Source organism: Streptomyces justiciae (assembly GCF_015163075.1).
GTDB classification, from domain to species: domain Bacteria; phylum Actinomycetota; class Actinomycetes; order Streptomycetales; family Streptomycetaceae; genus Streptomyces; species Streptomyces justiciae.
Genome location: NZ_JADDXU010000016.1, coordinates 104029 through 128077, shown reverse-complemented (window position 1 = coordinate 128077; position 24049 = coordinate 104029). Strand labels below are relative to the sequence as shown.

21 protein-coding genes are annotated in these 24049 nt (G+C 72.0%); 6 read left to right on the top strand and 15 right to left on the bottom strand.

What is annotated here, in order from left to right; all coding sequences use genetic code 11:
- The first annotated feature begins 57 nt into the window (after positions 1 to 57).
- Together IQ210_RS35410 and IQ210_RS35405 are read left to right on the top strand one after the other, a co-directional pair.
- Positions 58 to 1017: an LLM class F420-dependent oxidoreductase gene (locus tag IQ210_RS35410; protein ID WP_194083290.1), complete on the top strand. Its 960-nt coding sequence runs from the start codon at positions 58 to 60 to the stop codon at positions 1015 to 1017.
- A 2-nt stretch (positions 1018 to 1019) separates the two neighbouring features.
- Positions 1020 to 2111: an enolase C-terminal domain-like protein gene (locus IQ210_RS35405; RefSeq protein ID WP_194083289.1), complete on the top strand. Its 1092-nt coding sequence runs from the start codon at positions 1020 to 1022 to the stop codon at positions 2109 to 2111.
- Positions 2112 to 2207: 96 nt separating this feature from the next.
- On the opposite strand, the gene IQ210_RS35400 is transcribed toward IQ210_RS35405, so the two are convergent.
- Together IQ210_RS35400 and IQ210_RS35395 are read right to left on the bottom strand one after the other, a co-directional pair.
- Positions 2208 to 3236 carry an SDR family oxidoreductase gene (locus IQ210_RS35400; protein ID WP_322657446.1) on the bottom strand — a complete coding sequence of 343 codons (1029 nt, stop codon included), beginning with the start codon at positions 3234 to 3236 and terminating at the stop codon, positions 2208 to 2210.
- A 6-nt stretch (positions 3237 to 3242) separates the two neighbouring features.
- Positions 3243 to 3788, bottom strand: coding sequence for a phage holin family protein (locus IQ210_RS35395; RefSeq protein ID WP_194083287.1), 546 nt, complete (start codon positions 3786 to 3788; stop codon positions 3243 to 3245).
- Between the two features lie 126 nt (positions 3789 to 3914).
- On the opposite strand from IQ210_RS35395, the gene IQ210_RS35390 reads away from it, so the two are divergent.
- Both IQ210_RS35390 and IQ210_RS35385 read left to right on the top strand, forming a co-directional pair.
- The gene (locus tag IQ210_RS35390; protein WP_194083286.1) at positions 3915 to 4463 is read left to right on the top strand and encodes a hemerythrin domain-containing protein; all 549 of its coding nucleotides are present in this window, start codon (positions 3915 to 3917) and stop codon (positions 4461 to 4463) included.
- 82 nt (positions 4464 to 4545) lie between these two features.
- Positions 4546 to 4893 (top strand): VOC family protein, encoded by a 348-nt coding sequence (locus tag IQ210_RS35385; protein ID WP_059195306.1) that lies wholly within the window; start codon positions 4546 to 4548, stop codon positions 4891 to 4893.
- Between the two features lie 13 nt (positions 4894 to 4906).
- On the opposite strand, the gene IQ210_RS35380 is transcribed toward IQ210_RS35385, so the two are convergent.
- From IQ210_RS35380 to IQ210_RS35320, 13 genes are all read right to left on the bottom strand, one after another.
- Positions 4907 to 6817, bottom strand: coding sequence for a DUF5107 domain-containing protein (locus tag IQ210_RS35380; protein WP_194083285.1), 1911 nt, complete (start codon positions 6815 to 6817; stop codon positions 4907 to 4909).
- Between the two features lie 40 nt (positions 6818 to 6857).
- Positions 6858 to 7757 (bottom strand): arginase family protein, encoded by a 900-nt coding sequence (locus tag IQ210_RS35375; RefSeq protein ID WP_194083284.1) that lies wholly within the window; start codon positions 7755 to 7757, stop codon positions 6858 to 6860.
- Between the two features lie 8 nt (positions 7758 to 7765).
- Positions 7766 to 8320: a GNAT family N-acetyltransferase gene (locus IQ210_RS35370; RefSeq protein ID WP_194083283.1), complete on the bottom strand. Its 555-nt coding sequence runs from the start codon at positions 8318 to 8320 to the stop codon at positions 7766 to 7768.
- A 19-nt stretch (positions 8321 to 8339) separates the two neighbouring features.
- Positions 8340 to 8582 carry a LapA family protein gene (locus IQ210_RS35365; protein WP_194083282.1) on the bottom strand — a complete coding sequence of 81 codons (243 nt, stop codon included), beginning with the start codon at positions 8580 to 8582 and terminating at the stop codon, positions 8340 to 8342.
- Positions 8583 to 8642: 60 nt separating this feature from the next.
- Positions 8643 to 10382: a CocE/NonD family hydrolase gene (locus tag IQ210_RS35360; RefSeq protein ID WP_322657441.1), complete on the bottom strand. Its 1740-nt coding sequence runs from the start codon at positions 10380 to 10382 to the stop codon at positions 8643 to 8645.
- A 117-nt stretch (positions 10383 to 10499) separates the two neighbouring features.
- A complete protein-coding gene (locus IQ210_RS35355; RefSeq protein ID WP_194083280.1) occupies positions 10500 to 11423 on the bottom strand; it encodes a S66 peptidase family protein in 924 nt (307 codons plus the stop codon).
- Entirely contained in the window at positions 11420 to 13384 is a 1965-nt protein-coding gene (locus tag IQ210_RS35350) for a prolyl oligopeptidase family serine peptidase (protein ID WP_194083279.1), read from the bottom strand. The genes IQ210_RS35355 and IQ210_RS35350 overlap by 4 nt, the downstream gene beginning before the upstream one ends.
- A 4-nt stretch (positions 13385 to 13388) precedes the next feature.
- A complete protein-coding gene (locus IQ210_RS35345) occupies positions 13389 to 14693 on the bottom strand; it encodes a M20/M25/M40 family metallo-hydrolase (protein WP_194083278.1) in 1305 nt (434 codons plus the stop codon).
- Positions 14686 to 15519 carry a M55 family metallopeptidase gene (locus IQ210_RS35340; protein WP_194083277.1) on the bottom strand — a complete coding sequence of 278 codons (834 nt, stop codon included), beginning with the start codon at positions 15517 to 15519 and terminating at the stop codon, positions 14686 to 14688. The genes IQ210_RS35345 and IQ210_RS35340 overlap by 8 nt, the downstream gene beginning before the upstream one ends.
- Positions 15520 to 15604: 85 nt before the next feature.
- Positions 15605 to 16330 (bottom strand): class I SAM-dependent methyltransferase, encoded by a 726-nt coding sequence (locus IQ210_RS35335; RefSeq protein WP_194083276.1) that lies wholly within the window; start codon positions 16328 to 16330, stop codon positions 15605 to 15607.
- Between the two features lie 155 nt (positions 16331 to 16485).
- Positions 16486 to 18948: an ATP-binding SpoIIE family protein phosphatase gene (locus tag IQ210_RS35330; RefSeq protein WP_194083275.1), complete on the bottom strand. Its 2463-nt coding sequence runs from the start codon at positions 18946 to 18948 to the stop codon at positions 16486 to 16488.
- 216 nt (positions 18949 to 19164) lie between these two features.
- Positions 19165 to 21555, bottom strand: a complete 2391-nt coding sequence (locus IQ210_RS35325; protein WP_194083274.1) for an MFS transporter — start codon at positions 21553 to 21555, stop codon at positions 19165 to 19167.
- 145 nt (positions 21556 to 21700) lie between these two features.
- Positions 21701 to 22144, bottom strand: coding sequence for an SRPBCC family protein (locus tag IQ210_RS35320; protein WP_194083273.1), 444 nt, complete (start codon positions 22142 to 22144; stop codon positions 21701 to 21703).
- A gap of 171 nt (positions 22145 to 22315) precedes the next feature.
- Here IQ210_RS35320 and IQ210_RS35315 point away from each other — a divergent pair, with 171 nt between their 5' ends.
- Positions 22316 to 23347 (top strand): Rv2578c family radical SAM protein, encoded by a 1032-nt coding sequence (locus IQ210_RS35315; RefSeq protein ID WP_194083272.1) that lies wholly within the window; start codon positions 22316 to 22318, stop codon positions 23345 to 23347.
- A gap of 27 nt (positions 23348 to 23374) precedes the next feature.
- The gene (locus IQ210_RS35310; protein ID WP_194083271.1) at positions 23375 to 24049 is read left to right on the top strand and encodes an HAD family hydrolase; all 675 of its coding nucleotides are present in this window, start codon (positions 23375 to 23377) and stop codon (positions 24047 to 24049) included.

Here is a 24049-nt window from a genome sequence, read left to right as displayed (position 1 = left end):
GCGGCGCCGCCGGGTACCCGGAGCGTGCCGTCGTACCGCAGTCGTTGGAGGTCCCCCATGCCCGAGTACGGCTATTTCCTGTCCTGCGAGGAGTTCGGTCCCGCGGAGCTCGTCGAGCAGGCGCGCATGGCCGAGCAGGCCGGGTTCCGCGCCCTGTGGATCTCCGACCACTACCACCCGTGGAACGACGCGCAGGGCCAGAGCCCGTTCGTCTGGTCGGTGCTCGGCGCGCTCTCGGAGGCGGTGTCGCTGCCGGTGGAGACGGCGGTGACCTGCCCGACCGTACGCACGCATCCCGCGGTGATCGCCCAGGCCGCGGCGACGACGGCGGTCATGACCGAGGGCCGTTTCCGGCTCGGCGTGGGCAGCGGTGAGGCGCTCAACGAGCACATCCTGGGCCATGTGTGGCCGCCGGCGAGCGTACGCCTGGAGATGCTGGAGGAGTCGATCCAGATCATGCGCCGACTGTTCACCGGCGAGGAGGTCAGCCACCACGGCACCCATTACACGGTGGAGAACGCCCGCCTCTACACGGTCCCCGACGAGCCCGTGCCCATCGACATCTCGGGCTTCGGCCCGGCGGCGACCGCGCTCGCGGCCCGGGTGGGCGACGGCTACATCACGATGATGCCGGAGGCGTCGATGGTGGAGCAGTTCCGCAAGGGCGGCGGGGGCGCGAAGCTCGTGAGCGGCGGGACGAAGGTCTGCTACGGCACGGACCGCGACGAGGCGATACGCACCGTGCACCGGCTGTGGGCCAACCAGTTCCTGCCCGGCGAGCTGGCCCAGGTGCTGCCCTCGCCGAGCCACTTCGAGCAGGCGCAGACCCTGGTCACCGAGGACATGGTGCGTGAGAAGGCGGTGTGCGGCGACGACGTCGACGAGCATGTGGCGGCCCTGTCCGCCTTCGCCGACGCGGGCTTCGACCGGATCTACGTCAACCAGATCGGCCCCGACCAACGCGGCTTCTTCGACTTCTACCGTACGAAGGTGCTGCCGCAGCTCGCGCAGGACTGACGATGAAGCTGCACCGTCCGGCGGTGTCGGTCTACACGGTGCCGACCGACGCGCCCGAGGCCGACGGCACCCTGGCCTGGGACTCCACGACGATCGTGATCACCGAGGTGACGGCGGGCGACGCGACCGGCACGGGCTGGACGTACGGCCCGCAGGCGGTCGGCGACTTCCTGCGCGAGCACCTCGCCCCGCTGGTGGAGGGCCGCAGCGCGCTGGACATCCCGGCGACGCACGAGGCGATGTGCCGATCGGTCCGCAACGCGGGCCGCCCGGGCATCGCCGCCTGCGCGATCTCGGCGCTGGACATCGCCCTGTGGGACCTCAAGGCCCGCCTCCTGGAACTCCCGCTGGCCCGCCTCCTGGGCACGTTCCGCGAACGGGTCCCGGTGTACGGCAGCGGCGGCTTCACGACGTACGACGACTCCCATCTGGCCGCACAGTTGGGCGGCTGGGTGCACGGGCAGCAGATCCCGCGCGTGAAGATCAAGATCGGTGAGAGCTGGGGCCGCTCGGTCCAACGCGACCTGGCCCGCGTCCGCGCCGCCCGCCAAGTGATCGGCGCCCAGGCCGAGTTGTACGTCGACGCGAACGGCGCGTACACCCGCAAGCAGGCGGTCCGGGTCGGCGGGGCGCTCGCCGAGCTGGGCGTGAGCTGGTTCGAGGAGCCGGTGTCGTCGGACGACCTGACGGGCCTGCGCCTGGTCCGGGACGCCCTCGTCTGCGACGTCACGGCGGGCGAGTACGGCTACGACGTCCCCTACTTCGCCCGCATGATCGCCGCCGGCGCGGTCGACTGCCTCCAGATCGACGCGACGCGCTGCGGCGGGCTGACGGAGTTCCTCCGCGCGGCCGCGCTGGCCCAGGCCCACGGCTTGGACGTCTCCACCCACTGCGCACCCCACGTCCACGCCGCGGCGGCCGCCTCCCTCCCCAACCTCCGCCACATGGAGTGGTTCCACGACCACGTCCGCATCGAGGACATGCTCTTCGACGGCGCCCTGGACCCGACGGGCGGCACGATCCACCCCACGACAGGCATAGGCCACGGCCTGACCCTACGGGCCGAGGAGGCCTTGGAGTTCAGGGTGGCGTGATGGATGCACGACGGAGTTCAGGGTGTGACGGATGTACGACGGAGTTCAGAGTGGCGTGATGGATGTACGACGTGATCACCGCCCCCGACCAGTCGACTAACCCCGTCGCTTGACCGCCCGGGCGGTCAGGACCCCCGCTCCCACCACGAGCGCGGCGCCTGCCCGTCCGCGGTTGCGGGAGAGCCATTCCTGTGAACTCCCCGGCAGCGACTCCTCGTCGAACCGCCCGTGTGCCCCGAAGTCCCGCCCATGAGGACCGTCGGCCGGGCTCCACAGGTTTCCGGACCCGCCCTCCGCCGAACCGTCCTGCTGCGCCTCGAACGCGTTGCGTGCCAGATAGCGGTCCAGCAGTCCCGGCGCCACCGCGTTGGCGAGCAGCGTCGCGACCGTCGAACCCCCGACCCAGTACTCCCGCCGCCGTCCGTGCGCGGCGGCATGCACGATCGCCCTCGCCGCCACCTCCGGCTGGTACACCGGCGCCACCGGGCGGGCACGCCCGGGCATCCGGCTCAACACCCAGTCGAACTGCGGAGTGTTGACGGCGGGCAGCTGCACCATCGTCGTACGGACGCCGCTGCCCGCGTGCAGCAGCTCGCAGCGCAGCGACTCGTTGAACCCCTGGATGGCGTGCTTCGCGCCGCAGTACGCGGACTGCAACGGAATCCCGCGGTAGGCGAGCGCCGAGCCGACCTGCACCACGGTCCCCCGGTCCCGCGGCAGCATGTGCCGCAGTGCGGCCCGGGTGCCGAACACGCAGCCCAGGTACGTCACTTCGGTCACCCGCCGGAACTCGTCCGGGGTGACCTCGGTGAACGGCGCGAAGACCCCGGCGAAGGCGTTGTTGACCCAGACGTCGATGCCGCCGAACGTGTCGGCGACCTTCTGCGCCGCGTCATCGACGGCCTTGGCGTCGGACATGTCGACGGGGACGACGAGCGCCTCACCGCCGGCGCGCTGCACCTCGTCCGCCGCCGCGGCGAGACCTTCGCGGCCCCGGGCCAGCAGGGCGACCCGGTCGCCCCGGGCGGCGAAGGCCAGGGCCGTGGCCCGCCCCACGCCGCCGCTGGCCCCGGTCACCACGACGGCCCTGCCGTGCCGGGAGAGCGCGCTCCAAGGCCGGCCCACCGCGCATCACGCCCGGTGGTGCGGCTGCTCGGGGTCGATGTCGTCGGGCCGCGGCGCCGCGCCGCTGCCGGGAGTGCCGGTCGCCGGCGTGCCCGCACCGGGTGCGCCGGTCGCGCCGCCGACCCCACCGGGCGCGGCGGGCGGCATCGGCGGATACGGCATGCCGAGCCCGCTCGGCGGCGCGCCGGGTGCCGTACCGCCCACGACCCGGTCGCGGCCCGCGGCGAGCTCGGCCTCGCGCTCCGGGGTGGGCCGGGAGGCGGACGGCCGGGCCATGCCCCGCAGTACGAACGCGACGACCCCGAGGATCGCCGCGGTGATCAGCGCGGCGGCCCAGTCGGGCAGCCCGAGGGCAAGGACCAGGCCCAGCGTGAGGGCGAGAGCCGCGCCCGCGTACAGGGCGACGGCGCCGGACGCGGCGTACAGCATGGCCCTGCGGCGCTGCTTGCGAGTCTGTTCGCGCAGTTCGTCGCGCACGGTCTCGCGCGCCACCTGCGCCAGCTCGTCGACGAGATGCTTGTCCAGGTGCTCAAGATGATCCAAGCGGTCCATGCCCGCCGGGTACCCGCACACCCGTACGCATAACGCGGTCCGTCACGGCCGATTACCGCCGCGTAGGGCCCGGGGCGCCGGGTACCCGCCCCGCTCGCAGTCCCCTATCGGAGAGAAGAGAAGAGGATGACCGCAAGCACCGACGTAGTGGAGCTGCTCAAGGGGCAGCACGCACGGATACGGGAACTGCTCGACGAGGTGGCGGCCACCAAGGGCGACGAGCGGAAGCGTGCCTTCCATGATCTCGTCCGCCTCCTCGCGGTGCACGAGACCGCGGAGGAAGAGGTCGTCCATCCCTTCGCCCGCAAGAACATCGACGGCGGTGAGCTCGTCGTCAAGGACCGTGTCGAGGAGGAGGAGCAGGCCAAGCGGGCGCTGTCGCGCCTGGACGACATGGACCCCGACTCCCCCGAGTTCCTCGACCAGTTCGCGGCGCTGCGGCAGGACGTGCTGGCGCACGCCGACAACGAGGAGCGCTACGAGTTCGCGCACTTCAGCCGGGTCGCCGATCGCGGCAGGCTGGAGAACCTGGCCCGTGCGGTGCAGGCGGCCGAGGCCCTGGCACCGACCCGCCCGCACCCGGGCACCGACACCGCCCTCAAGAACGTGGCGGTGGGCCCCGTCGCGGCCGTCGTCGACCGTACCCGGGACGTCGTCCGCAAGGCCATGGGCTGATCCATGTGCCGTGAGCGGCCGGGGCGAGGAGATCAGGTGAAACGATCTCCTCGCCCCGGCCGCCCCGACTAGGCTCGTCCGCATGGACATTCTGGGAGCCACGCTGCGCGTCTGCGTCGACGACCTGGAGACCGCGGTCCCCTTCTACGAACGGCTGGCGGGCGGCACCGCGCTCCGCTTCGAGCGCGGCGGTGTCCAGGTGGCCGCCGTCGGCTGCTTCCTCCTGATGAGCGGCCCCGAGGCCGAGTTGGAGATCCTGCGCAAGGTCGCGGCGACGATCGCGGTCAAGGACGTCGACGAGGCCCATGCGGTCCTGACCGAGCTGGGCGCGCGCGTGATCGCGGGGCCGGTGGGCACTCCGGCGGGCCGCAATCTGATCGCCGTGCATCCGGACGGGGCGGTGTACGAGTACGTGGACCGGCGGGTCTAGGTCCTGGGTCCGGTCACCGCATGCGGAAGTCGTAGCGGGCGGGCAGCGGTTCGCCGCTGATCCGCTCCCACAGCCGCCCGACGGCCTCCGCCCCTTCCCGAAGGTCCGCGACCTCGAAGCCTTCCTCGAACACGGCCCGCGCCTCGTCGCGCCTCCCCTCCGCGCACAGCAACTGGGCCTCGACGAACCGGAATCGACCGCGCTCCCGCGTCGCGGGATGCAGCCGTTCCCACACCGACCGCGCCTCCGCCGTGCGCCGCACCGCGAGCAGCGCCTCGATCGCCTCGCGGCCCAGCGCGGCCGTGGCCGCGGTCCACCGCTCGCCCGCGTCACGCCGCTCCCGGCACAGGTCGTCGAAGGCCTCCCCGTACCGGTCGGCGGCCCGCTCGTGGTCGCCGATCTCCCGGTCGGCCACCGCGAGGCAACGCAGCAACGGCCAGACGGACGGCGCGAGTTCGAGGGCCCGCTCCCAACTGCGTACCGCCTGCGCCCGGTCCCCGGCGTGCCACTGGGCGATGCCGAGGTAGTACTCGGTGAGCGGGGTGGCGGGCGCGGTCTCCAGCATGTCCCGCCAGTGCGGGGCGACCAGACTCCCGCCGGGCGGCCGCACCCGGCGCGGCTCGGGAAGCGCCCCGACGCGGAGCAGATGCAGCCACGGCTCCTGCTCCTCGCCGAGGGTGCTCTCGTCGAAGGGAGTTCCGGGCAACTTCCAGTCGGCACGCAGCACTTCGAGCGCGCCCCAGCCGGAACCGGTGGCGAGGGTCTCACCGGGTTCGGTGTCGGCGTACGGCTTCCAGGCGGCGTACGCGGCTTCGACCTCGGCGCGCGGCAGCACGGCTTCGAGCCGCGCCTCGGCGTCACCGACCTCGGGCGCGCAGCTCAGCGGCCCGTACGCCTCCAGCCACGCCACCTCGCTCTCCGGCTCCAGCCGCACATGCTCCAACTGCGTGCGAGCGAGCCCCGCTTGGATCTCGCAGTAGCCATCGGTACCCGGTTGGGTCAGCCACTCCTGCCAGCGCCGCCCGCCCCTTCCCGCACCCCAGATGAACAGCTTGCGCCCGCGCAGCGCGTCGGTGGACGTCTGCACCAGCCCGTGCCCGTCCGCGTCGAGGGCGGCGATCCAGCGGCGCCGGCCGTCGGGAAGGTCGTAGAAGTAGTCGGCCGCGTACGGGTGTTGCCGTAGTTCCTCGTACGACGGGACCGGCACCCGGCGCAGCCGGCGCTCGTACCCGAAGTGGTAGGCCTCGTCCGCGGGCGCCAGCACCCGGCGCTCCTCGGGTACGGCGATGTTGGACCACCAGTAGGTCGGCACCGGCCTCTCGTGCGGATTGCGGACGCGGACCCCGACGTACAGGAAGTCGGAGCCCTCCGGCAGCCACAGGTCGACCTGGAAGGGCAGGTCGCGCAGCCGTTCCCACTCCCACAGCCGCAGCATCTCGCCGCCGTCCGGGGCAGCGACGCGGGCGGCGTGCAGGGGGGAGCAGGCGAGGGTGGTGTGGCCGGTGGCGCCGATGTTCCATTCGATGCCTCCGGAGAACCAGGCGCCGTTGAGGGCGAAGTCGGCGGGCTGGAACACCGGGTTGCGGTACAGCAGTTCGCGGCCGGTCGGCTTGTGAAGCAGGGAGGCGACCCGGCCGCCGAGGCCCGGCAGCACGGTGGCCCGCAGCCGGTCGTTCTCGATGACGAGCGTGTCGATCGCGCGGGGCTCGCGCACCCGCTCGTAGCCGTCCCGCACGGGGACGGGCAGCAGGCTGCGCAGCGGCTCGTACCCGATCTGGCGGGCCATCTCGCGCGGCAGGCCGTCGCGGTCCTCGACGCGGTGCAGTTCGTCGAGCGGCCGGAGCGGAGGCAGGGGGTTGTCGGGTCCCAACTCCGCGGCGGGCAGCGTCAGTACGTCACGTCGGATCGTCGTCACGATCACCATGGAAGCCGCTCGCCGGGGAGCTGAACAGGGGCGCTACCGGTCAGGATTGGGCAAAGGCGGACACCACGATGTCCGCGAGGAGGGCGCCCGCCGTGCCGTCCGGGTCCAGGTCGGGGTCGTAGATGGTGACGTTGAGGCCGACGCAGTGCGGGGACGCGAGCAACGGCCGGAGCAGGGAGACGAGTTCGGCGGGCATCAGCCCGTCCGCGTCGGGGCTGTCCACTGCCGGCATCACGGACGGATCGAGGACGTCGGCGTCCAAGTGGACCCAGAAACCGTCCAGTTCGGGAATCGCGAAGGCCTCGGCGGTGGCCCGCGCCAGCGCCTCCGCGCCCCACTCCCGGATGTCGCCGACAGTGACCACCGGGATCTTCAGGGCCGCGAGTTCGGCACGGTCGTCCTCGAACGCGTCCCGGTTGCCGAAGAGCCGTACGTCCTCGTCCCGCAGATAGGGCTTGAGCCCCTCCAGGTTCGTGAGGTCGTCCTGTCCGCGCCCGGTGCCGAGGGCCACCTCCTCACCTCCGGCCGCCCCGATCCGGTCGGAGTTGCCCGGGTGCCGGAAGTCGGCCGAGGCGTCCACGGCGACCAGCCCATAGCGGCCCAGGCGGCGCAGCGCGAGGGAGGCGCCGAGCTGGATCGAGCAGTCACCGCCCAGCACCACCGGGAACTCCCCGGCCCGCACATGCCGCTCGAGGCGGTCGGCGAGCTTCACGGTGTAGGCCGCGAGGGCGGCCGCGTTGAAGACCCCGTCGCCCTCCTGCCAGTCGCCCCGGTCGTAGCGCGGCGGCACGACCACACCGCCCTCCAGGGCGCCCAGCCGCTGCACGATCCGCTGCTCGCGCAGCGCACCGGCCAGCTTGTAGCAGCCGGGGACGGTGCCGGGCGCGGGCGGCCGCAGCCCGAGGTTGGAGGGGGCGTCCAGGACCACGCGGGTACGCATCGTCGCCGTCACCTCGCCTTCCGGATCATCTCGGCGGTGATGGCCCACCGCTCGTGGTCCCGCCAGGCCCCGTCGATGTAGAGCATGTCCGGCGAGAAGCCCTCCAGGCGGAAGCCGCAGGAGCGGGCGAGGCCGATCGAGGCGGCGTTGGCGGGCTGCACGTTGATCTCCAGCCGGTGCAGCCGCATCCCGCCGAAGGCGTAGCGCACGACGAGCCCGAGCCCCTCCCGCATCAGCCCCCGCCCGGCGGCATGGGCGAAGGCCCCGTACCCGAGCGCCCCGCTCAGGAACGCTCCCTCGACGATGTTGTTGATGTTGATGTATCCGGCGATGGCCCCGCTGTCCTTCTCACAGACGAGGAACCCCACCTTGGTCGGGTCCTCGATCAACCGCTGCGCGAACGTGGCGAAGGCACTGGCACTGTCCGGCGGGAACAGCCACGGCTGGTGCAGTTCCTTGCTCTCCCGGGCCCGTGCGGTGAACTCGGCACTGTCCTCGTAGGTGATGTGGCGTATGCCCACGCGGGGGCCCTCGGCAAGGAAACGGGATGAGGTGTGCGGCATCCCGTCACCCTACGTCCGGCTAGCTTCTGCGCCTCATGAAATACGCCCCGCACAGGGCGCCGATCACGCCCGTGGCCAGCAGCGCCGTCCACAACGGCATGGTCACCTCGGGGATCAGCAGTCTGATCTTGGTCTCGCCAGTGTTCTCGAAGATGAAGATGAGGGCGAGGACGGCGAGCAGCAGGACGACGATCCTCGCGGGCGTCACCGCGCTGTGCTTGCCGCCGGCGGTGCCGCCGCTCGCGGAGGTCTTCGGGCTCATACCGACCAGCGTGGGCCCGAAGGGGCTCTGCCGCCCGGCGGGCGCCGCCCACCGGGTGACTCAGCCGCCGGCCACCGGCAGCTCCAGCACCCCGGTGTCGCCGGGCGCGCTCACCACGGTCACCGGCTTGATCCCCCGGTTGCCGAAGTAGGCGTCGTCGCTCGCCGCCACCACGAACCGGAGCCGGTGCCCCTGCTCGTACCGGTGCACGATCCCCGGCAGCGTCACCGTGAAGCTCCGGGTCACGTCGGGCACCCTGACCGGCGCGACCAGCCGGTGCACCAGCGTCTGGGTGCCGTCGGGCGCGACGTCGTACAGCTTGGCGAACAGCACGAGCTTGTCGGCGGCGTTCCCGGAGTCCTGGGTCCGCTCCGCCTTGGGCGAGACGACCTTCAGCGTGGCCTTGGGCGCGCCCACGACGTCGGTGGCGCGGGCGAGCGGCTCGCTGGTCCAGCCGAGGTAGGTGCCCGCGGTGTCGTACGGCGCCGGGTCGGGCAGTCCGACGAGCCCGGCCAGCGAGCTCTCGGAGTGACTGGTCGGCACGAGCCAGTTGCTGTACGTCCGGCTGCCGCGCGTCACCTTGCCCCGGTTGTCGACGAGTCTGCCGTCCCCGGACAGGTACAGCTTCTGGCTGAGCACGGGCAGGCTGCCGGCGGTGGCGTAGGTGCCGTTCGGGTCGGTGATCCAGTCGCGGTAGTAGGCGAACGCCGGTCCGGTGTCGGTGTTCTTCTGCTTGCGCAGATAGCGGTCGAACCAGGCGAGGACGCGCTTGCCGACGTAACTTGACTCCAGGTTGCCCTGGCTCAGGTTGAGTTCACCGGCCACCTGGCCCCCGCTGTGTCCCCAGGACTGCCAGATCATCTTCGCGGTCGTGCCCTGCGCCTTGAGCGTCTTGTACGTCGCTGTCGCCTCGTTGAGGTTGAAGAGGCTGTCGGCCTGTCCCTGGACCAGGAGCGTGGGCGCCTTCACCCGGCTCAGATAGCTGACCGGGGAAACGCTGCGGGCGTAGGCGAGCAGCTCGGCGGTGTCGGCAGCGGGGTAGCTGCCGGAGTTGAGGGTGCGGACGGTGTCGCAGGCGTCGGTGACGAAGTGCAGACAGCCGAGGGAGTTGATGCGGGACGGGTCGAGGTTCACCGTGGTCAGGGGCTGGCTCTCGCCGATGAGGTAGAAGCCGTTGGTCCACTGCCACTTGAAGGCGCCGGGCACCGCGCGGGCGGCGTTGTTCGGGTCCAGGGAGTACGCCAGGTCGTTCCAGGTGATCATCGGCACGAGCGCGTCCACGCGGTGGTCGACAGCGGCCGTCGCCAGCTGGATCGCGCCGCCGTAGGAGCCGCCGATCATGCCGACGCGCGGGTCGCCCTTGCGGTCGAGGGTGACGAAGTCGGCCTTGGTGCCGTCGTCGGCGGCCCGCTTCCCGGCGAGGAAGTCGATGAGCCCGGACGCGGCCCGGCCGTCGATGTCGGGGTCGTCGAGGGAGATCAGACAGCCGGAGTTGCCGAAGCCGAGCCCGGAGTAGACGAGCGAGACATAGCCGCGTTCGGCGAAGGCCCTGCCGATCACGTCGGTCGAACCGTCGGACTTGCTGCCGCCGAAGCCGTTGGTGGCGAGCACCGCGGGCGCCCGGTCGACGCCGGTGGGCCGGTACAGGTCGGCATCGATGGTGCATGCGCGACCGCCGGCCTGGACGGTGAACTTCAGGGCCGTGACGGTGTACTGCCCTGTGGCGGGGGCTGGTGTGGCGAGTGTGGCACCGAGCAGGAGAGCGAGCGGAACGCTGTAGCCGAGCACACGACGGGACACGAGACCTCCACGCTGAGGACAACCCGACCTACCGACCGGTAAGTACCGGCCGGAAGTCATGGTGTGACACGTGTCAGACGCGGTCAATCACCGTGACGAGTGTTTCTTGACAGAAATTCAGCGGAGCGCCGGTTCCTCCAGCGTCAACGTGCCCGAGTCGGCGTCGAGTTCGGCCGCGACACCGAACGGGATCGTCAACGCCCCTTCGCAGTGCCCGAATCCGAACTCCTCCACGACCGGCACTCCGAGCCCGCCGAGCCGGTCGACGAGCAGCGCCCGCACCTGCGGGTACGGATCGCAGTCCTTCCAGGACCCGAGCAGCACCCCGCGCACCCCGTCGAGCCAGCCCGCGCGCAGGAGTTGGGTGAGATAGCGGTCGAGGCGGTACGTCTCCTCCCCCACGTCCTCCAGACAGAGCAGCCCGCCCCGCGCGGAGGTCCGGGCGTGCGGGGTGCCCAGGTCGGCGGCGAGCAGGCAGAGGCAGCCGCCCAGGGTGACGCCCCGCGCGCGGCCGGGGACCAGGGCCGTGCCGCCGGAGGTGATCGTGCGGACGGTCTCCGGTGCGAAGAGGGTGGCTCTCAAGTGCTCCTGTGCCCGCGCGTTCTTGATGAAGTCGATCCCGGCGGCCATCGGCCCGTGCAGCGTGACGAGGCCGAGCCGGTTCGCGAACGCTTCGTGCAGGGCGGTGATGTCACTGAACCCGACGAACACCTTCGGCCCCGCCGCCCGCATGGCGTCCCAGTCGAGCAGGTCGGTCATCCGCTGGACGCCGTAGCCGCCGCGGGCGCACAGCACCGCGTCCACGGCCGGATCGCACCACGCGGCCTGGAGATCGGCGGCCCGGTGCGCGTCGGTGCCCGCCAGGTAGGTGAACTCGCCGTGCCGGTCCAGCACATGGGGTGCCACGACCGGGTCGAGGTCCCAGCCACGCAGCACATCGAGCCCGGCCTGCAACCGCTCCTCGGGCACGGGCCCACTGGGCGCGACGACGGCGACACGGGCTCCGGGGGCGAGCCGGGCCGGCCGGACGAGTTCTTTCACTTGCTGAGCTCCAGGGTCGGGATGCCGGGCGGGTTGAGGACGAAGACCTGGGCGTACAGGGAGAGTTCGGCCTCCAGGGCCCTGATCATGGTGTCCGCCCGCCGGAACCCGTGCCCCTCCCCCTCGAAGGCGATGTAGGCGTGCGGCACCCGCCGCCCCTCCATCCGGGACAGGAACCGCTCGCACTGGGCGGGCGGGCAGATCACGTCGTCCAGGCCCTGAAGCAGCAGGAAGGGCGCGGTGATCCGGTCGGCGTGCTCGGTGGGCGACCGCTCCGCGTACCGCGCGGGCACCTCGGCGAGCGGTCCGACGAGCGTCTCCAGGTACTGCGACTCGAAGTCGTGGGTCTCCCCCTCGCCCCAGCCGGCCAGGTCGAGGATGGGATAGACGATCGTGCCGCAGGCGTACACGTCGGTCGCGGTGAGCGAGGCCGCCGCGGTCCAGCCACCCGCGCTGCCGCCGCGGATCGCCAGCCGGTCCCGGTCGGCGGTGCCCTCGTCGGCGAGGGCCAGCGCGACGGCGGCGCAGTCCTCGACGTCGACGACGCCCCACTGCTCGCGCAGCCGGTTGCGGTACTCCCGGCCGTGCCCGGTCGAGCCACCGTAGTTGACCTCGGCGACGCCGATGCCCCGGGAGGTGAAGTAGGCGATGGACAGGTCGAGGACGAGCGGCGCCCGGCTCGTCGGACCACCGTGTGCCCACACGACGTACGGCGGCAGCTCGTCGCCCGGCGCGACACAACCGGGGTGGTGGGGCGGGTAGATGTGGGCGTGGATCTCGCGTCCGGCGGGCCCGGTGAAGGTGCGGATCTGCGGCTCGGGGTAGTACGCGGGGTCCACGGAGTCGTCATGGCCGGCGCCGATCACGCGCGCCCTGCCGGTGCGGGTGTCCAGCTCCACCACCTCGTAGGCGCTGCGCGGGCTGGCCCCGACGGCGACGACCCGCTCGCCGTGCACCGCGAGAGTGGGCGCGAACTCGGTCCAGGGGCCCGCCGCGTCGACGACCTCCCCGGTCTCCGGGTCCAGTATCCCGAGCGCGGTGGCACCCCGCCCGTGCACGACGGCGATCAGGCCGCTCGCCAGCGGCGCGAACCAGCGCTGTCCCAGCTTCCACAGCGGCCCGCCGAACTCCTCCTCGCGCGGGCACACCGGCTCGCCGTCGCGGTAGAGGTTCCACCAGCCGGTGCGGTCGCTCGCGTACAGCAGGGCGCCGTCCCGGTCCCAGTCGACCTGGGCGATGGACTCCTCGGGGCCGCCGGCGACCGTACGCGGTTCCCGCAGGGCGCCGTCGTCGGCCACCGCGGCGAGGACCAGCTCCGTGCCGTCCCACGGCATCCGCGGGTGGTCCCAGCCGAGCCAGGCCACATGGCGCCCGTCGGGCGAGATGCGCGGTCCGGTCACGAACCGGTGCCGGGCGTCGGTGAGTTCGCGTACGGCGTCCCGGTCCTGGGCGGCCGAGCCGTCCAGCGGCACCGCGGCGAGGACACGGCGGACGTCGGTGGGGCCGTCGCCGGTGAACTCCTCCAGGACACACCACACTTCACCGAGGTCGAGGCGGAGCACCGGGTCCGCCCAGCGCAGGCCGCCGCCCACCAGGGAGACGGGCGTGAGGGGACGCGGCTCCCCGCCGGGCTCGTACCGGTACAGCCGCTGGTCGGCGAAGTTCACGAAGACGACGAGCGGCCGGCCGTGCTGGACAACACCGGCCCAGGGCTGACCGCCGTACTCGATCACCCTGCTGCGCACGTTCCACGGCGCCGGGAGCACCGACTCCTCGCTGCCGTCCGCGCGGCGCCGCACCAGGGTGCGCCGGCCGCCCTCGGTGGGCCGCGGCTCGGTCCACCAGGCCTCGTCGCCGACGAAGCCCGCCCACTCGGGGTGCCCGTCGTGCGCGGCGGCGAGGGCCGCGTCGATGGGCGAGGGCCACGAACCGTAGGGCAAGGTCTGCACGTCGTCCCCCATGTGCCTAGGCGCTCCGCAGGAAACGGTCGAGGACACGGACGCCGAAGTGCAGCGCCTCGACCGGGACCCGCTCGTCCACGCCGTGGAAGAGCGCCTGGTAGTCGAAGCCCTCCGGGAGCTTCAGCGGCGCGAATCCGTAGCCGGTGATGCCGAGGCGCGAGAACTGCTTGGCGTCGGTGCCGCCGGACATGCAGTACGGCACCACATGTCCCTCCGGCGCGAACTCCTCGACGGCCGCCCGCATCGCCGCGTACGTCGGTGAGTCCACCGGCGCCTGGAGCGCGACCTCACGGTGGTGGAACTCCCACTCCACGTCCGGTCCGGTCAGCAGGTCAAGGGTCGTGCGGAACTCGTCCTCGCCGCCGGGGAGATAGCGCCCGTCGACGTACCCCACGGCCTCCCCGGGAATCACGTTGAGCTTGTAACCGGCGTCCAGCATGGTCGGGTTGGCGCTGTTGCGGACGGTCGCCTCGACGAGCTTGGCCGCCGGGCCCAGCTTCTCCAGCAGGGTGTCGACGTCGGTCAGGTCCGGCTCGATGCCGTACAGGACGGCGAGTTCGGTGAGGGCGGCCCGGACGGTCGGGGTGAGCCGCAGCGGCCACTCGTGCTCGCCGATGCGGGTGACGGCGGCGGCCAGGCGGGTGACGGCGTTCTCCTTGTTCACCTTGGAGCCGTGCCCGGCCCGGCCGCGCGCGGTGAGCTTCAGCCAGCCCGTGCCCCGCTCACCGGCCGCGATGGGGTAGAGCTGCCGCCCGGCGCCGTCGTGGAACGTGAACGCCCCCGACTCGCTGACGCCCTCGGTGCAGCCCTCGAACAGCCCCGGGTGCTGGTCGGCGAGGAATCCCGAGCCGTCCTCGGCGCTGGCCTCCTCGTCGGCGGTGAACGCGACGACGATGTCCCGCCGGGGCCGCACGCCCTCCCGCGCCCAGTTCCGCACGACGGCGAGGATCATCGCGTCCATGTTCTTCATGTCGACCGCGCCCCGGCCCCACACGACCCCGTCGCGGATCTCCCCGGAGAACGGGTGCACGCTCCAGTCCCGGGCCTCCGCCGGCACCACGTCCAGATGACCGTGCAGCAGCAGCGCGTCCGCCGACGGATCGGTGCCCTCGATCCGGGCGACGACGTTCGTACGGCCCTTGGTGCGCTCCAGCAGCACCGGCTCCAGGCCCGCCCCGGCCAGTTTCTCCGCCGCGTACTCGGCGGCGGGCCGCTCCTGGCAGTCGCCGCCGCCCCGGTTGGTGGTGTCGATGCGGATCAGGTCCGAGGTGAACGTCACGACCTCGTCCAGCGCCTGCCCGTCAGCCATACTGCTCCTCCACCGCGGCCGAGACGATCGTGGTGACCGCCTTGAAGGCGCGGATTCCCTCGTACATCGTGGCGCTGGTGTACGCCACCTTCCGCTCACCGATCCGCCGCACACCGGGCACGACGGTCGCGGCCAGGGCCAGATGCTCGGCGTCGAACTCGAGCGCGATCGTGAACGGCCCCGCGTCGACCGGTTCATGACGCACCGCCAGGGCCGCCGCCTCCTTGGCCGCCGCGCGGATGTCGGCCGCGGTCCTGGCCGGCGTCCGGCACACCGCCGCGTACCGCGACACATGGTCCTTGACCGCGACCTTCAGCGCCTCCGGCGCATACCCGAGCGCGTCCTCGCAGGCCACGTCGTCGCCGGTGACGAGGACCACGGGTACCCCGTACTCGGCGACCACGCGCGCGTTGAGGAGCCCTTCACTGGCCCGTTCGTCGTTCACCCACACCCCGGTGATGGAGTTGGCGAGGTACGTGTGCGCGAGGACGCCCTCCATGCCGGCCCCGGCGTGATAGCCGACGAAGGCGATGCCGTCCACGTCGCCGTGCTGCACGCCCTCCACCATGGACAGCGACTTGTGCCGCCCGGTGAGCATCTCGGCGCGGTCGTCGAGGCGCTCCAGGAGCAGGTTGCGCATGGTCCAGTGCGCCTCGTTGATCAGCACCTCGTCGGCTCCCCCGTCGAAGAAGCCCAGCACCGCGGCGTTCACGTCGGAGGTGAACATCGCACGGCACCGCTCCCACTGCGGAGTCCCCGGCAGCACGTCGGCCGGCCAGGTCACACCGGTGGCGCCCTCCATGTCGGCGCTGATGAGGATCTTCATGCCGCCTCACGCTACGCGGTTCCGGCACGTCCCGGCAGGCCTGTGGAAAACTCTCACCGGCACAGACCAGTGAAGGTCACACACCTCAGGCCGTACGCCCCACCACCTGCCACTTCGACGGCAGTTCGATGCGGACGCCGTCGGCGGTGTACTCCGTGGTGGTGAGCGGCAGTTCACCACTCGCGAGCACGCTGAGACCGGCCTCGCGCAGATACTCGGGGACGGCGGCGTCGGAGACCTCGCCGGGCGCGATGCCGTGCCGGAAGATCGGCGCCAGCTTGGGTGGCGGGCCCGAGGGGCTCTGGGCCAGGCCCATCAGGACGGGCTTGGCGTCCTCGGAGAGCTCGACGAGGAAGGCCCGGCCGCGGTCGCCGAGCAGTGCGGCGAGCCCGTCGACGAAGGGCTGCCGGTCGTCGGGCTCGCACTGGTGCAGCACGCCCCGCACATAGACGTTGGCGTCGCCCAGCTCCGCGTGCAGTGACTCCGCCTCGCCCTTCTCGGCGGCGTCCAGCACCCGGTAGCCGGCCTGGCCCGCGGGGTCGGCGTGCCGGGCGTGCTCGACGGCTGCCTCGGACAGGTCGACGCCGAGGACACGCGGGAAGCGGTCGGCGAGGAACCGGGTCTGGGTGCCGTTGCCGCAGCCCAGGTCGACCAGGGGCAGGCCGGGGTCGGCCAACTGGGGCTCGAAGAGGGCGAGATGGAGACCGGCGGTGAGCGCGGGCTCCGCGTCCCAGAACACCGCCCCCTGTTCGTCGGGGGCCTCCCGCCAGAAGCCCTCCCAGGCCTCCCGGTACCGACTCGTCACGCTCATGCCCAACTCCCCAGGATGCGTAGCCGACCCGTCGCGAGTGACGGGCCAGTACGGTCTATCGCGCCCTGGTCACGGCTACAAGCGCCGAGCGCATTCCTTCACCCCTCGTACGAGCTGTGTACGCCCCCGGGCGCCCCGCGCGCCCCGGCAGAGTGTCAGCGTCGCGGCAACGTCTGTTCGAACCAGACGGTCTTGCCGGCGTTCGTCCGGCTCGCGCCCCACTCCCGCGCCAGCGTGCTGACGATGCGCAGCCCGCGCCCGAACTCGTCATCAGGACCGGCGTTCAGCAGCGTGGGCAGTTCGTGGTCGTCGTCGTCCACCTCGCACAGCAGCGTCTCGCCCCGCACCAGCCGCAGCTCGACGGGGCGGCTGTGGGAGTGCCGTACGGCGTTGGTGACGAGCTCGCTCACCATGAGCTCGGTGGTGTCGGCCAGCCGTCCCAGCCCCCACTCGTGCAGCTGTTCCCTCACGGTGGCGCGGGCCCGGCCGACCTCGATCGGGTCGAGGGCGAGCCGCCACTCGGCGACGTCGTCCGGCTCGATGCCGTTCAGCCGGGCCATCAGCAGGGCGACGTCGTCCTTGCGGCCGCCGCGCGTGTTGAGGGCGCGGATGATGGTGTCGCAGGCGTCGTCCATGGACGCGGCCGGGTGGGCGGCGGACTCGCACAGCGTGGCCAGCCCCACGCCGATGTCCTCGCCGCGCACCTCGACCAGTCCGTCGGTGCACATCACGAGCCGGTCGCCGGGCTGCACGCGCACGCGTACCGCCTCGAACGGCACCCCGCCGACGCCGATGGGGGCGCCGGTCGGCAGGTTCAGCAGCTCGCTGCGGCCGTCCTCGGCGTGCACGATCACCGGCGGGATGTGGCCCGCGTTGGCGATGTGCACCTCACTGGCGATCGGGTCGTAGACGGCGTACAGACAGGTCGCGAGGTAGGTGTCGCCGAGGCGCTGGGCGAGGTCGTCGAGGTTGCGGAGCAGTTGCGCGGGCGGCAGGTCCATGGCGGCCATGGTCTGCACGGCCGTACGCAACTGCCCCATCATCGCGGCCGAGTTGAGGCCGTGCCCCATGACGTCGCCGACGACGAGGGCGGTGCGGGCGCCCGGCAGCTTCACGGAGTCGAACCAGTCGCCGCCGACGCGGCCGAGCAGGGTGCCCGGCAGATAGCGGGTGGCGATGTCGCAGCCCGCCATGCGCGGCGGGATGTGCGGCAGCATGCTGTCCTGGAGGGTCTCGGCGACGCTCTCCTGGTAGGTGTACATGCGCGCGTTGTCCAGCACGAGGCCCGCGCGGGCGGCGAGTTCGGCGCCTGTGACCCGGTCCATGTCGTTGAACTCGACGCGCTCCGGGTGCCGCAGCAGGATCATGAAGCCGAGGACCACATTGCGGGCCTTGAGCGGGACGACCAGCATCGAGCGGTGCGTGATCAGGGGCCGGATGTCGCGCTTCTCGAACTGCGCGGCGATGGCGTGGCCCATCTGCTCGCTGATGCGGGGCACGAGGACGGGTTCGCCGGTGGTCATGCACTGGAAGAACGGGGTGTGCGCGGGGAACGGCATGGCCTCGCCGACCGGCACCACGTCGTCCCAGCGGCCGGGTTCGTCGGTGTGCTCGACGGCGACCCGGTGCCACATGGTGGTGGTGTCCGGCACGCCCTCGGGGAACCCCTCGCCGGCGACGACCTGTTCGCGCAGATACGTGCCGGCGACGTCGGTGAAGCGGGGGACGACGGCGCGGCTGACCTCGATGATGGTCTTGGACAGGTCGAGGGAGGTTCCGATGCGGCCGCTGACCTCGTTGAGGAATTCCAGCCGCTCGCGTACGGCCGCGTACTCGAGGTCCTCGCCGTCCTCCTCCGCGATGCCCTGCGGCAGCGGCAGACCGTCGGCCGCGGCGCGCGCGGCCCGCTCCCGGCGCGCCTTGCGCTCGGTGCGCCGCGGGACACCCCAGTCGGGGGTGACGGGCACCCGGTCGTTCTGGCTGAACTCCAGGACGGGGTAGCCCAGTTCCAGTATCTGGGAGACGATCCGGGCGCCTTCCTCGACGCTCATGTTGGGCAGGATCTCGGGGAGCCTGCGGGCCAGCTCCTCGGCGCCGGGGAAGTCGGTGTGGAGCGCGAAGGCCGGAGCGATGCGCTCGACGGCGATCTCGTCGTCGGGGTCGTCGGCCTTGAGGGCGTCCGCGTCGGCGGCCAGCACCAGCAGCCGCTCGTCCCCGGGGCCGATCAGGGGATAGGCCCACCAGAGCACGTCCAGCCGCTCGCCCTCGGTGACCGTGAGCCGGGCGCGGCCCGCAGCCGGGTAGGCGAGCCTGCCGCCGAGGGAGGACTCCAGGTCGGGTCCGAGGCCGTCGTAGGCGTCGTACGCCCCGTAGGGCACGGTGTCGTCCTCGTCGGGCAGCGCTCCGGAGACGGGCAGCAGATCGACCGCGGCGCGCCCGATCGCCTCCTCCTTGGCGGCGCCGAACAGGCGGCGCGCTCCCCGGCTCCAGTGGGAGACGAGGCCGGCGCGGTCCACCACGACCACGGCCAGCGGGATGCGTCCGACCGCGGCGGTCTCCACCGCTCCGCTCCCAGCGCCGCGGCCGGGAGGTGTGTCCCTCGCACTGCCACGGTCCATGGCCCAGGCCCTCTCTCCCACGGCTCCGCAAAGATCTGTGCCGACCGTTCCACCGTACGGCCGCGGCCGGTGGTGATGTGCGGCAATGCGGGAATTGACCCCGCCGGATCGACCGCCGCGCGCCCCGCGCGCCCCCTGGCCGGACGGAAACGGCCGGTTGGGGGCGTCGTGGGGTTACTGACGGGTTTTCAGCCGCCGTATCCGGCTTGCTCAGTCTCAGTCCTCGTGCCCCAGCTGGAGGTCCCGTTCCGTGCGGCCGCCGCCCGCGACCTGGAGGACGGTGGCGATCGGCGGGTAGCCCGCGGCGATGACGGTGTACTCGCCGGAGGAGAGGTCGACGAACCGGAACGTTCCGTCGGCGCCGGTGGTGAGCGTGTCCACGACGTTGCCCGCCGCGTCCAGCAGCGTCACGCGCGCGTCCTCGACGGGACGCCCGCCGCTCGCCCGTACCGTCCCGCGCAGCACGGCCCCGCCGGCCAGCTCGATGTCCTGGCGGGTCTCCCGGGCGGCCTGCACGGTGACGGGGAGCGCGGCCGGGCGGAAGGCGGGGGCGCTGGCGGCCAGGGTGTACTCCCCCGCCACGAGTTCGGTGATGACATAGCCGCCCTCGCGCCCGCTGCGCGTGGTGGCGACGACCTCGCCGTGCACGTTGGTGAGGGTGACGGTGGCGTCCCGCACGATGGTGCCGTCCGCGGTCACCACGCTCCCGGCCAGGCGCCCGGCGCCGCCGAGGACGACGTCGAGTTCGACGGGCCGCTCGCCGACGGTCACGGAGACGGCCTGCGGCTGGTGTCCGCCCGCCGCCGCGATCAGGACGTACGACCCCGATCCCGGCGTCGACAGCGCGTACCGGCCGTCCCCGCCGCTCGCGCCCCGGCCGATCTGCTGACCGCCGACGTCGATCAGCGTGAGCGCCGCGCGCGGGACGACGGTCCCGTCCGGGTGCTGCACGGTGCCGCACACCGGGATTCCGGCGGCGTACGGCGAACGGGCCTGCGGGATCGGCGTGTTCAGGGGCGCGGGCTCGGTTTCGGCGGCGTTGTGGGACACCAGAGGTTTCTCCTTGAGGAAGAAGGCCGTGAGCAGTCCGAGGACGAGGACCGGCACAAGGTAGAGGAAGATCCGCGGCATGGCGTCGGCGTACGCCTGGATGTAGGCGTCGCGCAGCCGCGGGGGCAGCGCGTGGACGAGCTGCGGGGTGATGGACTCGGCGTCGGGCAGCCCCGCGGTCGGGGGCAGGCGCTTCGCGAGGGCGTCGGAGAGCCGGTCGGCGAAGAGCGTGCCGAAGATCGCCGCGCCGACCGAGCCGCCGATCTGGCGGAAGTAGTTGTTGGCGCTCGTCGCCGTGCCGAGGTCGGCGGGGCGCACCGAGTTCTGCACGGCGAGGATGAGGACCGGCATCACCATGCCGATACCGGCGCCGAGGACGGCCATCCAGAGGCTGTAGTGCAGCCGGGGCGTGTCGACCTCGAGCCGGGACAGCAGCCACATGCCGAGGACCGAGAGCGCGCCGCCGAGGACGGGCCAGAGCTTGTAGCGGCCGGTGTGGCTGATGAGTTGTCCGGAGATGATCGAGGCGCCGACGATGCCGCCCATCATGGGCAGCATCAGCAGCCCCGACTCGGTGGCGCTGGCCCCGTCGACCATCTGCAGGAAGGTGGGCAGATAGCTGGCGGCGCCGAAGAGGGCGACGCCGACCACCAGGCCCACCAGGCCGGTGATGTTGAAGACCGAGTCCCTGAACAGCCGCAGCGGGATGAGGGGTTCGGGCGCGAAGTGCTCGGCGACGAGGAAGAGGAGGGTGGCCGCCACCGCGCCGGCGCCGAGCCCGAGGATCATCCGTGAGTCCCAGGCGTACTCGGTGCCGCCCCAACTGGTCAGCAGGACCAGGCAGGTGGAGGCCGCGGCGAGCAGCAGCATGCCCAGGATGTCGAGCCGGGCCCTGGTGCGCGGCTTGGGCAGTTTGAGGACGACGGTGACGACGGCCAGGGTGACCAGGCCGAAGGGGATGTTGATGTAGAAGCACCACCGCCAGGAGAGGTGGTCCGTGAAGTAGCCGCCCAACAGGGGTCCGGCGACGGAGGCGAGGCCGAACGCGGCGCCGATGAGGCCCATGAAGCGGCCGCGCTCCCGGGGCGGCACGATGTCGGCGATGATCGCCTGCACACCGATCATGAGGCCGCCCGCACCGACGCCCTGCACCGCGCGGAAGGCGATCAACTGGTCCATCGTCCGGGCCCGTCCGGCGAGGGCGGAGCCGATGACGAAGACGACGATCGCGAACTGGAAGACGCCCTTGCGGCCGAGGAGGTCGCCGAGCTTGCCGTAGACCGGCAGGCCGATCGTGGCCGTGAGGAGGTAGGCGGTGATCGCCCAGGACATTTTGTCCAGGCCGTGCAGCTCGCCGACGATCTTCGGCAGCGCGGTGGCGACGATCATCTGCTCCAGCGCGGCCAGCAGCAGCGCGAGCATCAGCCCGACGAAGACCAACCGCACCCGGCGCGGGCCGAGTTCGACGCTCCCGGCGGGTTCGGGGACGGCGAGCCGCGGGCTTTCCGGGGCCGGTTCGCCCCGGAGGTCCTCCTGCACCAGAGTGGTCCCGCCCACGTGTCCGCTCCCCTCGCCGCGCCCTCACAATTCCCGCTTAATGCGACAACTACGAGCAAGCGCGTCGAGTTACGGCAGACCGGTACGGTGGACGGAGATCCACTCGATCCGGTGAGGGGATCAACGACCCCCGCTCACCGGGGACTTACTTCTCGACCTCGGTGGCGAGGTTGGCGAGCACCGCGTCGTAGATCCGGCTGAGACCCTTCGGGGCGAAGGTCTTCTCGAAGAAGCCGCCGATGCCGCCGGCGCCGTTCCAGACGGTGGTCACGACGACACGGGACTTGCCCTCACCGGCCGGTGTGACCCGCCAGGTGGTGACCATGGAGGAGTTGCGGTCCTTCTCGACGAGCTCGCCGTCGGTGGGCTCGCTGACCTCCAGGAGGCAGTCGCGCACGCGCTTGCTGGTGGCCTGGAGCTTCCAGTGGACGAGGGTGCCCTCGCCGTCGCCGCCCTCGCGCACCTCGTACTCGCTGAAGTGCTCGGGCAGCAGCTTCTGCCGCGTGCCGCTGTAGTCGGCGAGGGCGTCGAACACCTTCTCCGCGTCCGCGGCGACGACCCGCTCGGTGGTGGCCTCGACCTGCGCCATTGGAATCCTCCAGGACCTGGATTTCGGGGGTGGGGCCAAGCCAACCACCCCGGTCCCCGGGCGCCCAAATCGGGGTCGCGCGCGACACGCGGGAGCGCCCCCGGAAAAGACAGTCGCACGATCAAGGGAACATGTGTTCTATTCTCTGCTCAGTGCTACCGAGGAGGCCTCATGCGCTGGGAGAACCTCACAGAGTCCGCCGAACACGGCAGGGCCGACGCCGCCCTGTTCGGCGCCGACGCGGTGACCAGCCGGACGTTCGACACGCCCGAATTCGCCGGCATCACCTTTCACGAGATCCGGGCCCGGTCGATCATCAACCGGGTGCCCGCGGTCTCCCGGATGTCCTTCCAGTGGACGGTCAACCCCTATCGGGGCTGCTCACACGCGTGCGTGTACTGCTTCGCCCGCAAGACGCACAGCTACCTGGACCTCGACACCGGCCTCGGCTTCGACTCGCAGATCGTGGTCAAGGCGAACGCCCCGGAGCTGCTGCGCCGCCAGCTCGGCTCACGCCGCTGGCAGGGCGAGCACATAGCGATGGGCACGAACGTCGACTGCTACCAGCGCGCGGAGGGCCGCTACCGCCTGATGCCGGGCATCATCGGCGCCCTCACCGACCACGCGAACCCGTTCTCGATCCTCACCAAGGGCACGCTGATCCTGCGCGACCTCGACCTGCTGAAGCGGGCGCACGAGGTGACGGACGTCGGCATCTCGGTCTCGGTCGGCTTCACGGACCCGGACCTGTGGCGCACGGTGGAACCGGGTACCCCTGCCCCCGAACGCCGTCTGGACGTCGTCCGCACCCTGGCCGACCACGGCATCGGCTGCGGCGTCCTGATGGCGCCGGTGATCCCGTTCCTGAGCGACGAACCGGCCCAACTCCGCGCCACCGTACGGGCGATCGCGGCGGCCGGGGCGACCTCGGTCACCCCGCTGGTCCTCCATCTGCGCCCCGGCGCACGCGAGTGGTTCATGTCCTGGCTGACCCACCACCACCCGCACCTGGTACGCCGCTACGAGCGCCTGTACGCCGACGGCTCCTACGCCCCGAAGTGGTACCAGCGCCGGGTGACCCGCCAGGTGCACGAACTGGCCCGGGAGTACGGCATCGGCCCCGCGGACACGGGCATGCCCCGCCGGATCACGCCGGTCCCCGAGCCGGACGTCCAGGAGCCGACCCAGTTGACGCTGATCTGACCGGCCGGGCCCGGGCAGAATGGGCGCGTGAACGATGCCCTGCGCGCGGTGGTGTTCGACTTCTCGGGAACGCTGTTCGGGCGGCTGCCCGGCCATGACTGGCTGTTCGACGCGCAGGCCGCGCCGACGCCGGAACTGCGGGCCCGCGTGGTCCACGCCCTGCGCCACCCGGCTGAGTTCGTGGACCGTATGACACCGGCGCAACTCCGCGACTGGACGGACCGGGACCTCTCCCCCGAGGCCAACCACCGCGCCTACGGCACCCTGTTCCGGCTGGCCGGACTGAGCGAGGCCGACTTCGCGCGGATCTACGACCGCCTGGGGTCAGCGGCCAGCTGGCATGCGTACGAGGACACGCTCCCGGCGCTGGAACGGCTCGCGGGAGCGGGGGTGCGTGTGGGCGTACTGAGCAACATCTCCTGGGACATCCGTGAGGCGTTCGTCCGGCACGGCTCGGACCGGTACGTCGAGCAGTACGTCCTCTCGTACGAGGAGGGCCGCGCCAAGCCCGACCCGGAGCTCTTCCATGTCACCGTCCGACGGTTGGGCGTGGCCCCCGAGGAGTGCCTGATGGTGGGCGACGACCCGGTGTGCGACGGGGCGGCTCCGCGGGTCGGCATGGCGTTCGCGGAGGTGGCGACGGGGCCCGTGGGCGTGCGCGAGCCGGTGCTGCTGGAGGCGTTGGCGCGGTTCGGGTGGTGA

Coding starts and splice junctions, on each gene's coding strand:
- IQ210_RS35410 (WP_194083290.1), top strand. CDS start 58: ATGCCCGAGTACGGCTATTTCCTGTCCTGCGAGGAGTTCGGTCCCGCG.
- IQ210_RS35405 (WP_194083289.1), top strand. CDS start 1,020: ATGAAGCTGCACCGTCCGGCGGTGTCGGTCTACACGGTGCCGACCGAC.
- IQ210_RS35395 (WP_194083287.1), bottom strand. CDS start 3,788: ATGGACCGCTTGGATCATCTTGAGCACCTGGACAAGCATCTCGTCGAC.
- IQ210_RS35390 (WP_194083286.1), top strand. CDS start 3,915: ATGACCGCAAGCACCGACGTAGTGGAGCTGCTCAAGGGGCAGCACGCA.
- IQ210_RS35385 (WP_059195306.1), top strand. CDS start 4,546: ATGGACATTCTGGGAGCCACGCTGCGCGTCTGCGTCGACGACCTGGAG.
- IQ210_RS35380 (WP_194083285.1), bottom strand. CDS start 6,817: ATGGTGATCGTGACGACGATCCGACGTGACGTACTGACGCTGCCCGCC.
- IQ210_RS35375 (WP_194083284.1), bottom strand. CDS start 7,757: ATGCGTACCCGCGTGGTCCTGGACGCCCCCTCCAACCTCGGGCTGCGG.
- IQ210_RS35370 (WP_194083283.1), bottom strand. CDS start 8,320: ATGCCGCACACCTCATCCCGTTTCCTTGCCGAGGGCCCCCGCGTGGGC.
- IQ210_RS35365 (WP_194083282.1), bottom strand. CDS start 8,582: ATGAGCCCGAAGACCTCCGCGAGCGGCGGCACCGCCGGCGGCAAGCAC.
- IQ210_RS35350 (WP_194083279.1), bottom strand. CDS start 13,384: ATGGGGGACGACGTGCAGACCTTGCCCTACGGTTCGTGGCCCTCGCCC.
- IQ210_RS35345 (WP_194083278.1), bottom strand. CDS start 14,693: ATGGCTGACGGGCAGGCGCTGGACGAGGTCGTGACGTTCACCTCGGAC.
- IQ210_RS35340 (WP_194083277.1), bottom strand. CDS start 15,519: ATGAAGATCCTCATCAGCGCCGACATGGAGGGCGCCACCGGTGTGACC.
- IQ210_RS35335 (WP_194083276.1), bottom strand. CDS start 16,330: ATGAGCGTGACGAGTCGGTACCGGGAGGCCTGGGAGGGCTTCTGGCGG.
- IQ210_RS35330 (WP_194083275.1), bottom strand. CDS start 18,948: ATGGACCGTGGCAGTGCGAGGGACACACCTCCCGGCCGCGGCGCTGGG.
- IQ210_RS35320 (WP_194083273.1), bottom strand. CDS start 22,144: ATGGCGCAGGTCGAGGCCACCACCGAGCGGGTCGTCGCCGCGGACGCG.
- IQ210_RS35315 (WP_194083272.1), top strand. CDS start 22,316: ATGCGCTGGGAGAACCTCACAGAGTCCGCCGAACACGGCAGGGCCGAC.